This window comes from Paenibacillus sp. GCM10023250 (assembly GCF_042653205.1).
GTDB lineage: Bacteria > Bacillota > Bacilli > Paenibacillales > Paenibacillaceae > Paenibacillus_Z.
The window spans coordinates 91,220-103,792 of the sequence record NZ_JBHSHY010000022.1; the positions used below are offsets into that span (position 1 = coordinate 91,220).

The window sequence follows — 12,573 nt, forward strand, 5'->3', positions numbered from 1 at the left end:
ACCGCGCTATTCGCCGCGTTCCGCCCGGGCAAGCAGCCATTCCCCGTTGGCATCCAGCGACAAGCTGAAGCCGTCCGCGTTCTCCAGCGTCTCCTCGTAATCGAGGCGCACATGCGCCCCGCGCGATTCGCGCCGTTCGATCGCGCCTAAGATAACCGCTTCCCCGACCTTCAGCATGTTGGCCGCCTCCAGCTTCTCAACCCGCGACAGGGCGAACGCCGACGGCTTCGCCAGCGCGATCGCCCCCAGCTCGCCGCGCAGCGCGCGCACCGAGGCCAGCGCCGCCGTCAGCCCCGCTTCCGTCCGGAGCGGTCCCGCGCCGTCCCACATGATCCGCTGCAGCTTCCGCTTGAACGCCTGCAGCGAGGCGCTGTCCCGCTCCGCGGCCGACGGATGCCAGAACGCGTCCAGCCGAGGCAGCTCCGCCTCCAGCGCGCGCAGCACGGATGCCGCGCGCTCCGCAGCCGGCGGTCCTTCCGCTAGCGCACGCTCCCGAGCCGCCGTCTCGCCGGCGATTCGCCCGGTGACGAGCGCCTCCGTGATCGCGTTGCCCGACAGCCGGTTCGCGCCGTGCATGCCGTAGATCAGCTCGCCCGACGCGAGCAGCCCCGGCACGCGGGTGCGCATAGCTTCGTCCACGCGCACGCCGCCGAGCATGAAGTGAGCCATCGGCGCCACTTCGACCATGTCCCGGGTCAAGTCGACGCCCTGTCCGCGCAGGATGTCGATAACCGGCCCGAACGCTTCCTTCAGCTTGTCCTCCGGCACCATGCGGAAGTCGAGGTACGCGCCGCCGTGCGGCGTGCCGCGCCCGGCCTCCACCTCGCGGAAGATCGCGAGCGTCGTCTGGTCGCGCGCCGCCGTGTACTTGCCCGCCACTTCGCCGTTGTAGCGGTGCATGAATTCCTCCTGGTCCCCGTTCAGCAGTCGCCCGCCCAGCTTGTAGCGGAACGGGTCCCACATGATGGGGTCGATGCCGACGAGCGGCGGGAACAGATGCGCGATCGGAAAGAACTGTACCATCTCCATGTCCCGCAGCTCCGCGCCCGCCTCCGCCGCCAGGACGAAGCCGTCGCCCGTCATGTTCGCGGACGCGCTGTTGCGTTCATATACCTCCGTCAGCCCGCCGGTCGCCAGAACGATCGAGCCGGCCGAGACGGCGACGGGCCGCAGCGTCTCCAGCTCGAAGCCGACGGCCCCGACGGCGCGGCCGTCCTCCACGACGATCTTGGTCATCATGACGTTCTTGAGCCGGCGGATGCGCTCGTCCTTCCAGATGGCCCGCTTCAGTCCGTTCACGGTCGCGCCGCCCGTATTCAAAATATCCACGTACACGCAGCGGGCGCGGGAATGCCCCGGCGCGAACGCCTGCGAACGTTTGCCGTCCGGCGTCCGCGCCCATTTGACCCCGTAATGCTCCGCTTCCAGGATGACCTCCGGCCCGCGGTCCACGACCGCCCGCACGATCCGCGGGTCGGCCAGCCCGCGGCTGCCCTTCATCGTATCCTCGAAATGGACGTCTGGGCTGTCCGCCTCGGCCTCGCCGAGCGCTACCGCGACAGTCATCTGGGCGAGAATCGTGGCCCCGCCCCGGCCGATCAAGCTTTTGTCGGCCAGCAGCACGCTTGCCCCTTCGTCGGCTGCGGCTCTCGCGGCCATCATGCCGGCCGCGCCGGCTCCGATAATGAGAACGTCCGTCTGCACCTGCAATGCTTCCATACGCGCCGCTCCTCTCCGCTTACTCCGCCGCGCCCGCCGCCAACGTCATGCCGACCGGCTGGACGGCGATCCCGGCTTCGCTTAGCGATGCGCGGATCTTGCCGGCGAACTCTACGGCGCGCACGCCGTCTCCGTGAACGCAGATCGTATCGGCCCGGATGGCGATGTCCTCGCCCTGCTGCGCGCGCACCTTGCCCTCGGCGACCATCCGGATCACCTGATCGAGCGCGCGGCCGTCGTCCGTAATGACGGAATCCGGCTGCCGTCTCGGCGTGAGCGAGCCGTCGGCCTGGTACGTCCGGTCCGAGAACACCTCGCTGGCCGTCCGCAGCCCGATCCGTTTGCCCGCCTCGATCAGCTTGCTGCCGGCGAGGCCGTACAGCACGAGCGACGGATCGACGCGGTAGACCGCTTCGGCGATCGCCTGCGCGAGCCGCTCGTCGCGGGCCGCCATATTGTACAAGGAGCCGTGCGCCTTCACGTGCTGCAGCGCGGCCCCTTCGGCGCGCACGAAGCCCCAGAGCGCGCCGATCTGGTAGACGACCAGATCGTAGGCTTCCTCGGGGCTGATGTCCATGTCCCGGCGGCCGAAGCCGATCAGGTCCTGCAGCCCCGGATGGGCGCCGATCGCGACGCCCTTGTCGAGCGCGAGCCGCACCGTCCGGCGCATCGTCGCGGGATCGCCGGCGTGGAAGCCGCAGGCGACGTTGGCCGAGGTCACGAAGCCGAGTATCTCCTCGTCCCTTCCCAGCTTGTAGGCGCCGAAGCTTTCGCCCAGGTCGCAGTTCAAATCCACGGTTTTCATGTCGTTCTCCCTCCCGTTGCGTGTTGTATCCATCTGAACGTTCCGTTAACGTAAGCCAAGCGGCCGCGCTCCGCTGGCCCCGTCGGACCGCGCGGACGCGGCCCGCGGGCCGATCCCGGTTACGGCGCCAGCCACTTGCCGCGCTCCTCGTCGCCCGCCTCGCGCAGCGCCCCCAGATCGGCGAGTTCCACGAACTCCCGCGGCACGACCGCGCGTTTCGGGAAGACGACCGGCGGCGCTGGCTTGGTGGCGTCGACGATGGCGGCGCTGGACATCCGCGGGGTGTTCTTGCCCTCCGCGTTGTACTCCCAGTTCGTCGGCAGCAGGCCGCCCGGCCCGTTCCACCGCGGAATGACCAGCAGATCGCGCTCCGCGTCGAAGCGCGTGCCGATCGCCCAGGCCACTTCCTCGCCCTTGAACACGTCGATGTCATCGTCCACCACGACGATGTGCCGCAGATTCTCCTGCTCGGTGTTGAGCGCCGCGAACGCCGCCTTCTTCACGTCCGCTTCCCGCTCCTTATGCAGCGAGATGTAGCAGTGCATCCGCGCGTAGAACGGCACGTGCACCGTCTTCAGGCTCGGCACCGCCTGCTTGACCGTCTGATAGATGCTGCCGGAGCGCGGCACGCCGCCGACGACGAGATGCTCCCGGCTGGACGCCACGATATCCTGGAAAATCGCATGGTTCCGGTGCGTAATGCGCGTGATGCGGATCGTCGGCACCGAGCCGCCGCCCAAGTAATGTCCCGGCCATTCCCCGAACGGCCCCTCGACATGATCCTCGTCGGGCAAAATCTCGCCTTCTAGGATCAGCTCCGCATGCGCCGGCACGAGCAGATCCGACGTCTCCGCCTCGACCAGCTCCAGCGCCTCGCCCATTAGCGCGCCGGCTGCCTCGTATTCCCCGCCGATGCCTTGCACGCGGGACACCGAGCCCATGACGAAGCCGGGATGGTGGCCGAGGGCGATGGCGATCGGCGCGGGCTTGCCCATCTTCTTGTATTTCTTGTAGATCAGCCCGCCGTGGTGGGCGCCGAGGAACCAGACGCCCATGTCCGTCTTGTTGAAGATCTGGTGGCGGTAGATGCCGGCGTTGATCAGGCCGGAATCGGGATCGCGGATGATCATGACGCCCGCCGACAGGTACGGGCCGCCGTCCATCTCGTTATGCACGGGAATCGGCAGCTTGGCGAGGTCGACGTCCCGCGCTTCGATGACATTTTCCTTGACCTTTGCCCGCTCCCGGGGCACGACGACCGGATCGATCGGCTTCTTCAGCTTCTCCCCGTACACCCGGGGAATGTCCGGCACTTCGCAGCCCAAGTACAGCGCGATGCGGTCGTAGTCGGTCAGCAAATTGGACACGCAGGCGAATTCCGAGCCCTTCACCCGGTCGAAGAGCAGCGCGGGATAGTCGCCCTTCTCCGCCAGCGCCGAAGCGTAAGCGGTAATGCCGAACCGCGGGTCGACCTCCTTGTCCACGAGCCGGACGGCGCGTCCGTCGAACGCCGTCAGCTGGCGGAGGTACGTTCTCAAATCCTGGGCCATGCGATCATCTCCTGTTCGTTAGTGGGGCAGCAGCGACAAGTCCACCGCGTCCTCGAATGCGATTTCCTTCTTCAGAATGCCTTGGTCGAGCTGCGTCTTCTGCACGTAATCGGCGCCGTCCTTCGTCACCTGGAGGCCGTCCGGCACTTTACCCAGCTGGTTGCTCACCGCCGTCTTCAGGACGTCCTGCGGAATCTTATCGAAAATCTTCTGCATCGCAGCCACCGCGCCTGCCGGATCCTGATGCGCCCGCTCGTTGACGTCGGCCGTCACCTGCAAAAACTGCTTCATCAAATCCTGGTGCTTCGCCACCCAGTCGGTCTTGGCCATGATGACGATGCCCGCGAAATCGAACGGCGGATCGTACAGCACCCGGTAATCGCCGGACGCGAGCATCTGCGATATCGTCGGCTCGGACACCATGCCGCCCGCCGCCTGGCCGCTCTCGATCGCCGCCAGCATCGTCGCGCCGCTGCCGCCGTTGATCAGATGCACGTCCTTCTCCGGATCGAGCCCTTCCTGCTTCAGCCCTTCGCGCAGGCCGGTGTCCGAGAGACTGCCGACCTTGGTCACCGCCACCGTCTTGCCCTTCAAATCCTTCAGCGACTGGTACGGCGCGTCCTTCTTCACGATCAGCGAATAGCCGACGCCGTTGAAAATTTCGCCGTACGCCTTGACGCCCAGCCCGTTCTGCTGCTGCCGCAGCACGTGCTCGTAGGAGCCGAGCACGACGTCGAGGCTGCCGCCGACGAGCGCCTGCACCATGTCCGCGCCCGCGGTGAAGTCTTTCTCGTCGATCTGGATGCCGGCCTTCTCGTACGAGCCGTCACTGATGCCGACTTGGGCGACCATCGGCGTCATGCCGCCGCCGACGAGGCCGAGGCGGATCGAACCGCCCGCGGGCGTCTCCTGCGCCCCGGACGAGCCGTTGCCGGCGTTCGTTCCGCCGTTCGCGGCGGGTTTCGCATTGGAGTCGCCGCAGGCGGCCAGCACCGTCAACGAGAGCAGCAGAAGCGCGAACGCGATGAGTTTCATTCTTTTCATGGATACGTCCTCCTCGGGATACCTTGAAATAAGTGCAAATCTAGCCGCTCCCGTTGTCGGGTTGAAGCAAGCGCCGGGTATGGCGTGTACGGCTTGGCCGCGATGAGCCTATGTTCTCAGCCGTTCGTTCATCCGGGCAGGCCGGAAATGCCTGCCTACCGGTACCGCAGCAGCCACCGCTCCAGCAGCAGCACGAGCTGCTCCAGGGCGACGGCGATGATCATGATGAGCACGAGGCCGGTGAAGATGCCCGTCGTGTCCAGCATGTTGGACGAATACGTGATGTAGTAGCCGAGTCCCCGGTTGGAGCCGACGAGCTCGGCGATGACCGAGCCGATGAGCGCCATGCCGATATTGAGCCGGATGCTCGTCAATATCCATACGGTGATCGACGGCAGCACCACCCACCGCAGCTTGTGCGGCCACTTGGCTTTGTAGGTGCTCATCATGTCCATCAGGTCCTTGTCGATGTTGCGAATGCCCTCGAACGCGTTGTAGAAAGCGACGAAGATGACCATCGCCACGACCATCAGGATTTTCGACGACTGGCCGATGCCGAACCAGACGATGAAGAGCGGCGCCAGCGAGACGCGCGGCAGGCTGTAGATCGCCATCATGTACGGATAAATCCACCGTTCGAAAATGCCGCTGAACGCGAGCCCGATGCCGAGCAGCGTGCCCCCGACCATCCCGATCGCCAGTCCGGCGACCGCTTCCGTGAGCGTGGCGCTCATGTGGAACCATAGGTCCCCGTCTCCGAGCATCTCGGCGATCCGGCCCGCGATGAGCGACGGCTTGCTCAGCCAGAAGGCGTTGAACGCCCGGCCGGACAGCACTTCCCACAGGCCCGTCAGCACGATGAACACGGCGATCCGGCCCAGCCAGACGGACGTCCGGGAATATTCGCGCGCCCGGAACGACGCGGCGCGGGTCTTGCCTTTCGCTTGACTCGCCATCAGCCGACACCTCCCGCGCCCGCGCCGTCATCCGACATCTGCGCCCAAATTTCCTTCTGCAGCTCCTTGAACGCCGGTTCGAACCGAATGTCGTAGAACGGGCGCGGACGGGGCAGCCGGATGTCGAACTCGGCCTTGATGCGCCCTGGGGTCGGCGACATGACGATGACCCGGTCCGAGAGCGCGATCGCTTCCTCGATGTCGTGCGTGATGAACAGCACGCTCTTGCCGACCGCCTCCCACATGTGCAGGAACTGCTCACCGATCTTGACCCGCGTCTGGGCGTCCAGCGGACCGAACGGCTCGTCCATCAAATAGATGTCGGGGTCGTAGGCGAAGGTGCGCGCCAGCGCGACCCGCTTCCGCATGCCTCCGGACAGCTGCTTCGGGTAAAAGCCGGCGAAGCCCTCCAAGCCGACCACCCGCAGCAGGCGGTTCGCTTCCCGCACCTGCTCGCTCTCGGACAGGCCCTTGATCGCGAGCGGCAGCCGAACGTTCTGAAGCACCGTCTTCCACGGAAGCAGCGCGTCGTTCTGGAACACCATGCCGACGCCGTCCGGGACGCCCGTCACCGGTTCGCCGTCGATCGATGCGCCCCCGGCCGCCGGCTCGAGCAAGCCGGACACCACCTTCAGCAGCGTGGACTTGCCGCAGCCGCTCGGGCCGACGACCGAGACGAACTCGCCGTCCTTGACGTCGAGATTAACGCCTTCGAGCGCGAGGGTCCGCTGCCCTTTCGACCGATATTCCACCGCCAATTCCCGAATGGACAGCTTCGGGGCCTTGTCATTCGCCATGCGCGTTCACCTTCCCGTTCCTGTTAGTCTGCAGCTGCTCGAGCCCGCCGCGCAGCGCGCGGATGCCATTCTCCCGGAGCAGGTACTGCCGCTGCGCTTCCGCCAGGGAGATTTCTTCGAACCGGACTTGCCCGCCGAGCGGAGTCTGGGCCAGCAGCGGCAGATCCACCGAGGCCGCCTGCGCGATCTTGGGGTAGCCGCCGGTCGTCTGCCGGTCCGCCATGAGCACGATCGGCTGGCCGTCCGGCGGCACCTGAACCGTGCCGAACGTCACCGCGGAGGAGATCATTTCCCGCTTCTCCTTCAGCTCCAGCGCTGTGCCCGCGAGGCGGTAGCCCATCCGGTCGGACTCGGTCTTCACCGCGAAGGCTTCGCCGAAGAAGCGGAGCCGGCTCTCGTCGTCGAAGAGCGCCAGCTCCCGGCCGGCGATGGCCCGGATGGTCGGCCGCGAGGCATAGGCCGGCCGCAGCTCGGACGCGACGGACCAGCCGCTGACCGCGGCTTCGTCCTGCCCCTCGCGGGCGAGCAGCCCGGCCAGCGCGAGGCTGCCCGGCGAGCGCGCGCCGACGGGGAGCCGGTCCCCCTTGCGCAGCGCGCGGCCCTCGTGGCCGCCGATGCCTGCGCGCAAATACGTGGACCGGCTGCCCATCCGCTCCGGGACGTCGAGGCCGCCGGCGACCGCCAGGTAGGCGCGGCAGCCGAGCCGCGCCGGCCCGAACCGCAGCCGGCTCCCCTCCGGCGCGTAAACGGTCCGCCACGCGGGGATCTCGCGCCCGTTCAGCTCGGGCGCGAGATCGCCTCCGCAGACGGCGATCAGCGCCGCCTCGGTAAAGTAAATCTCCGGACCGATCATCGTCATTTCCAATCCGGCATCGTTCTCCGCGTTGCCGACGAGCAGGTTGGCGACGCGCAGCGCGAAGGCGTCCATGGCGCCGCCGACGATGACGCCGTACTTCTGCGAGCCGTGGCGGCCCAAGTCCTGCACCGTCGTCAGCAGCCCGGGCTTCAAGATCGCGAGGCTCATGTCCGCGCCACCTCCAACCGGTCGAACTCCGCCCGGGAGATCGGGCGGAACCGCACGCGATCGCCGGCCTTCAGCAGCGTCGGCGGCATGGCCTCGGGCAAGAACAGCGGCAGCGGCGTCTTGCCGATCAGCTGCCAGCCTCCGGGCGTCACGATCGGGTACACGCCGGTCTGGTCCCCGGCGATGCCGACGGTGCCGGTGGGGATGGACAGGCGCGGCGTCGTCCGGCGCGGCGTCGCGATGCGCGCGGGCAATCCGCCCAGATAGGCGAAGCCCGGCGCGAAGCCCAGCATGTAGACGAGGTAATCGGCCGAGGCGTGAATGTCGATCACGTCCTGCTCGCTGAGCCCGTGATGCGCCGCGACCTCCGGCAGATCGGGCCCGAGGTCGCCGCCGTAGCAGACGGGAATATCCACGATCCGCGCCGGACGTTTCTCCGCTTCGCCCAGCTTAGCGAGGATGCCGGCCAGCAGCCGGACGGCGAGTCCGTACGGGTCCGCCGCGTCCGCGCCGGATTCGTCGAAGCCGTCGTGTGCCGCCTGCAGCGCGAAGGGTTCGTAATATACCGTGACCGACAAGAAGGCCGGCACGTACTCGATCATCCCTTCGAACGGATGCCGCTCGAGGTACTCCGTCAGCTGCCGAACCCGTTCGTGCGTCTCGAGGTCGATCGATTCGCCGAACTGTACCGCGACGGCGCTATCCCCAAGCGGGAACAGCTTCGCCCGGACGGCCCCGAACCGGGCATAGGCATCGCTTGTTGCCATTTCTATTCCCGCTTCTATCTGCGTTTCTATCTGCGTTTCTATCTGCCCTTCTATCAGCGTTTCGGTTCCCTTTTCGATTGACGTTTCGATCGCCTTCTCCGTTGTCGTTTCTTTAGACTTGCGCATGATATCAACGCCCTGTTATAATTAATCCCGAAATTCGGAACAACAATCCCGAATTTCAAACCCAATATATACGATAATTATAGTCGGGATTCGACAAAAATCAAGGGGAACAGCAAAATTAACCACCGTCTAAAATGAAAGCGCATATTCAAACCTTCGCCATTCGGCGTATACTGGTTTGGACATGCCTTGGCACCTTGGCGGGCATCGCCGCTCGACGCGGCTATCCGGGGAGGCAACCGTGCAGAACAAGAACAAAACCGTGATCCGCTCCATGGATCTCTTGAATCTCTTTCTTACGCATACGAAGCTGAGCATGAACGATATGATCCGCCTGTCCGGCATCCCCAAATCGTCGGTCCACCGCATGATCGGGTCGCTGACGGACATGGGGCTGCTGCACAAGGACGAGGAAGGGCTCTACTCGCTCGGCCTGCTGTTCCTGCAGTTCGGCAATCTCGTCGCCGAGCGCCTCGACATCCGGGGCGTAGCCGCAGCGGAGATGCAGCGGCTGCGGGACGCGATCGGCGAGGCCGTCCATCTGGCGGTGCGCGACGGTGACTCCTCGATGTACATCGAGAAGCTGGACACCAATCATCCCGTCCGGCTGTTCACCAAGATCGGGCGGCGCGCCCCGCTCTATGCCGGCGCGTCATCCCGCATCCTGCTTGCGTTCATGCCGGCGGACGAACGGGACGCGTACTTGGACGAGATCGAGCCGGAGGCGATCGGGCTCGGGACGATCGTCAGCAAGCCCAAGCTGCGCGAGGCTTTGGAAGCGGCGCGCGCGCACGGCTACGCATTCAGCCGGTCCGAGTTGGAGAACTACACCGCGGAGCTGAGCGCTCCGATTTTCGACCACACGGGGAAGATGGTCGCCGGCCTCAGCATCGCCGGACCCGAGGTGCGGTTTCGCGAGGACGGCCTGGCCGAGCGCATTCGCATGGTCAAGGAGGCCGCGCATGGCATCTCGCTTAAGCTCGGGTACGCGGGACCTCCAGCTTGACCTCGGCGTTTCAGCCAGCCGCGGAGGCTCTGCGCAGAACGGATACACGGCAAAAGACGGCACGGCGCCCGCGGGCGTCGTGCCGTCTTTCTACGTTCAATGCGCGCCTCCGGACGCGCGCCCGGAGGCGAACCGGCCAGCAGCCCAAGGACCTCACAACCGAATAGTCCGGGAATCTTCCGGATATGATATAGCGGGTTGGCAGCATTAGGCGAGAGGAGGGTGCGACATGGCAAAACCTGATAACCGCGCGGATAACGAGGTTCATCTGCAGCAGCATATCGACCATACGCTGGGGAATTTGCGCGAAGCGGAGAGCTATCTGGACGAACACGCCGACGAGATCGGCGCGGATGAGAAGCAGATCATCGAAGCCAAGAACGAGCGGCGCAAGCAAAGCGTAAGCAAGTTCGTAGCGGAAAAGAAAGATGAGTCATGCGAATAATGGTGATCCGTTCAATCGGGCATATATCCGCTATACACCAAAAAGGCGGCCAACGGGAATCGTTGGTCGCCTTTCGTTTCATACGGGCAAGCGCGGAAGACAATTGGCCGATTCCATTACCGGCTTCTATGGCGTCCAAAACCTCGCTTATTCCGCATACCGCCGCTGCCGAAGCGCTTCGTACAGCAGCACCGTCGACGCCATCGCGACGTTAAGCGATTCCGACCGCCCGTGCATCGGAATGATCATGCGCGTATCCACCATGGCGAGCGCCTCGGCCGACAAGCCGTTCGATTCGCTGCCGAGCAGCAGCCAGGTCGGACCACGCCAGTCGTAGCCGTAGCACGTCGCGGTCGCCTGCAGGCTCGTGCCGACCAGATGAATGCCGCGCCTCTTCGCTTCCGGCAGCAGCTCGGCCAAATCGCCTTCCACCACGGGCACATGGAACAGCGAGCCCATCGTCGAGCGCACCGTCTTCGGGTTATACAGGTCGACGCTTCCGCGGCCGAGCACGACCGCGTCCGCGCCGACGGCGTCCGCGCTGCGGATGATCGTGCCGGCATTGCCGGGATCGCGCACGCCGTCGAGGACGACGACGAGCGAGTCCGGCCGGTAGAGCGCCGAAGCGTCGGCGCGGGGCTTGGCCACGACGCCGAAGACGGGCGGCGGCGAATCCGTGCCGGTGCACTTCGCCATGATCGCCGGCGTTGCCTCGATCAGCTCGCAGTCGGCTTGTCCGAGCGGAGCCCGCAGCTCGGCGGGCACGCCGCGCTCCGCGTCGATGACGATCGTCTCCACGTCCGCCCCGGCCTGCAGCGCCTCCAGCACGAGATGGACGCCTTCGATCAGGAAGCGCCCGCTCCGGTCCCGGTGCTTTTTGTCCAGCAGGGCGGCCATCGCTTTCACTTTTTCGTTTTGCAGCGACGTAATGCTTGTCGTTCGATGATTTGAATTCCGCACGTTCCCCTCAGCCTTCCGCATACGAAATCTCGAGCTCGGCCACGTCTTCGGTCCGGCCGACGATGACGAGCACGTCCCCCGACCGAATGATGTCCTCCGCCGACAGCGCGATGTTCATCTCCGTCCCCCGCTTGATGGCGAGGACGTTGCAATTGTACCTGGCCCGAATCTCGAGCTGCCGCAAATTCCGGCCGATCATAGAATCCGGCGCTTTCAATTCGACGATGCCGTAATCGCTGGACAGCTCGATGTATTCCAGAACGTTCGGCGACAGGAGATGATGCGCGACCCTCAGCCCCATGTCCCGTTCGGGGAACACGACTTTGTCCGCGCCGATTTTGTTCAGCACTTTGCCGTGCAGGTCGTTTCGCGCCTTCACGATGATCTTCGGCACGCCGAGCTCTTTCAGGATAATGGTCGTCAGAATGCTCGCCTGGATGTCCTCGCCGATGGCGACGACCACAACGTCGAAATTGCGGAGTCCGAGCGACCGCAGTGCATCCTCGTCCGTCGTGTCGACCGAGACCGCATGGGTCACCCAGTTCGACACTTCCTGGATCCGCTGCTCGCTAATGTCGATGGCCAGCACCTCGAAGCCGAGCTCGGACAGCTCGTGCGCCACGCTGGATCCGAATCTCCCCATGCCGATGACGGCATACTGCTTTTTCGCCAATCCGCAACCCTCCCGCGCGCGATTCAAGTTAGCTTATTATAGCATATCTGCCGGTGATAACCGAATGGCAAGCCGCGTCGACCCGGCATGAATTGCCCGCGCGGAGGAGATATTAAGCGGGAATTCAAGTGATGGAGGGATAGGCTTGAACAATCTTGATTTGCGGCAGGCTATCGTGCAGCGCGTGCAAAACAAATCCGGCGAGGAATTGACCGACGTGATCGAAAGCTCCATCAACAGCGACGAGCGGGCGCTCCCCGGTCTCGGTGTGCTCTTCGAGATGATCTGGCAAAACAGCAAGGCGACGGAGCAAAACCGGATGGTGCAGCTGCTGTACGACCACCTTAACCACGAGAACGGAGCAAATCCGAGTCCGAGCTGACGAACGGACGCCAGACGCGTTCGGTTCGGCTGGCTTACGAGCGTGCTCGGCCCCGGACGGATGCATATACGGCGCGAACGCGAGGCTGCAAGTGCCGCCGCTGTGGTTGAAGATAATCGAGTAGGAGGAGGCGGCTAGCCTCCGTCCTCTCACACCACCGTACATGCGGGTCCGCATACGGCGGTTCCAAAGGGTTAACAAAGCTCCAAATAACGTGAAAGCATACTCTTGAGCCCTTTCGCTTCCCAGTAGGAAGTCGGAAGGGCATTGTTTGTGTTTCGGGACATTTCCCAGGGGCCACGTCTTGAGTTGCCCATTA

The 12,573-nt window shown here is 64.9% G+C and carries 13 protein-coding genes and 1 pseudogene; 3 read left to right on the plus strand and 11 right to left on the minus strand.

Annotation, left to right across the window (positions count from 1 at the left end):
• Positions 1 to 6: 6 nt before the first annotated feature.
• The 8 genes from ACFPB1_RS17490 to pxpB all read right to left on the minus strand — a co-directional run bounded on the left by ACFPB1_RS17490 (position 7) and on the right by pxpB (position 8,662).
• Positions 7 to 1,719 (minus strand): FAD-binding protein, encoded by a 1,713-nt coding sequence (locus tag ACFPB1_RS17490; RefSeq protein WP_379227390.1) that lies wholly within the window; start codon positions 1,717 to 1,719, stop codon positions 7 to 9.
• Positions 1,720 to 1,738: 19 nt separating this feature from the next.
• Positions 1,739 to 2,524, minus strand: a complete 786-nt coding sequence (locus ACFPB1_RS17495; protein ID WP_379227391.1) for a LamB/YcsF family protein — start codon at positions 2,522 to 2,524, stop codon at positions 1,739 to 1,741.
• A gap of 119 nt (positions 2,525 to 2,643) precedes the next feature.
• Complete coding sequence (locus ACFPB1_RS17500; RefSeq protein ID WP_379227392.1) at positions 2,644 to 4,074, minus strand: UbiD family decarboxylase; 1,431 nt, start codon at positions 4,072 to 4,074, stop codon at positions 2,644 to 2,646.
• Positions 4,075 to 4,092: 18 nt separating this feature from the next.
• Positions 4,093 to 5,118, minus strand: coding sequence for an ABC transporter substrate-binding protein (locus ACFPB1_RS17505; RefSeq protein WP_379227393.1), 1,026 nt, complete (start codon positions 5,116 to 5,118; stop codon positions 4,093 to 4,095).
• Between the two features lie 155 nt (positions 5,119 to 5,273).
• Entirely contained in the window at positions 5,274 to 6,074 is an 801-nt protein-coding gene (locus tag ACFPB1_RS17510; RefSeq protein ID WP_379227394.1) for an ABC transporter permease, read from the minus strand.
• Positions 6,074 to 6,871, minus strand: a complete 798-nt coding sequence (locus ACFPB1_RS17515; RefSeq protein WP_379227395.1) for an ABC transporter ATP-binding protein — start codon at positions 6,869 to 6,871, stop codon at positions 6,074 to 6,076. Before ACFPB1_RS17515 ends, ACFPB1_RS17510 begins: the two co-directional genes overlap by 1 nt.
• Positions 6,861 to 7,895 (minus strand): biotin-dependent carboxyltransferase family protein, encoded by a 1,035-nt coding sequence (locus ACFPB1_RS17520; RefSeq protein WP_379227396.1) that lies wholly within the window; start codon positions 7,893 to 7,895, stop codon positions 6,861 to 6,863. The genes ACFPB1_RS17515 and ACFPB1_RS17520 overlap by 11 nt, the downstream gene beginning before the upstream one ends.
• Complete coding sequence (pxpB, locus tag ACFPB1_RS17525; RefSeq protein ID WP_379227397.1) at positions 7,892 to 8,662, minus strand: 5-oxoprolinase subunit PxpB; 771 nt, start codon at positions 8,660 to 8,662, stop codon at positions 7,892 to 7,894. The genes ACFPB1_RS17520 and pxpB overlap by 4 nt, the downstream gene beginning before the upstream one ends.
• A 367-nt stretch (positions 8,663 to 9,029) precedes the next feature.
• Here pxpB and ACFPB1_RS17530 point away from each other — a divergent pair, with 367 nt between their 5' ends.
• The gene (locus ACFPB1_RS17530; protein WP_379227398.1) at positions 9,030 to 9,794 is read left to right on the plus strand and encodes an IclR family transcriptional regulator; all 765 of its coding nucleotides are present in this window, start codon (positions 9,030 to 9,032) and stop codon (positions 9,792 to 9,794) included.
• 229 nt (positions 9,795 to 10,023) lie between these two features.
• Positions 10,024 to 10,239: a small acid-soluble spore protein Tlp gene (locus ACFPB1_RS17535; RefSeq protein ID WP_379227399.1), complete on the plus strand. Its 216-nt coding sequence runs from the start codon at positions 10,024 to 10,026 to the stop codon at positions 10,237 to 10,239.
• A 147-nt stretch (positions 10,240 to 10,386) separates the two neighbouring features.
• Here the strand turns inward: ACFPB1_RS17535 and ACFPB1_RS17540 are convergent, their stop codons facing one another.
• Together ACFPB1_RS17540 and ACFPB1_RS17545 are read right to left on the minus strand one after the other, a co-directional pair.
• The gene (locus ACFPB1_RS17540) at positions 10,387 to 11,199 is read right to left on the minus strand and encodes a TrmH family RNA methyltransferase (RefSeq protein WP_379227400.1); all 813 of its coding nucleotides are present in this window, start codon (positions 11,197 to 11,199) and stop codon (positions 10,387 to 10,389) included.
• A 7-nt stretch (positions 11,200 to 11,206) separates the two neighbouring features.
• Positions 11,207 to 11,899: a potassium channel family protein gene (locus ACFPB1_RS17545; RefSeq protein ID WP_379227401.1), complete on the minus strand. Its 693-nt coding sequence runs from the start codon at positions 11,897 to 11,899 to the stop codon at positions 11,207 to 11,209.
• Between the two features lie 118 nt (positions 11,900 to 12,017).
• Here ACFPB1_RS17545 and sspI point away from each other — a divergent pair, with 118 nt between their 5' ends.
• Positions 12,018 to 12,254, plus strand: a complete 237-nt coding sequence (gene sspI / locus ACFPB1_RS17550; RefSeq protein WP_379227402.1) for a small acid-soluble spore protein SspI — start codon at positions 12,018 to 12,020, stop codon at positions 12,252 to 12,254.
• Between the two features lie 194 nt (positions 12,255 to 12,448).
• Here the strand turns inward: sspI and ACFPB1_RS17555 are convergent.
• A pseudogene (locus tag ACFPB1_RS17555) lies at positions 12,449 to 12,573 on the minus strand (transcription elongation factor GreAB); the annotation flags it as partial.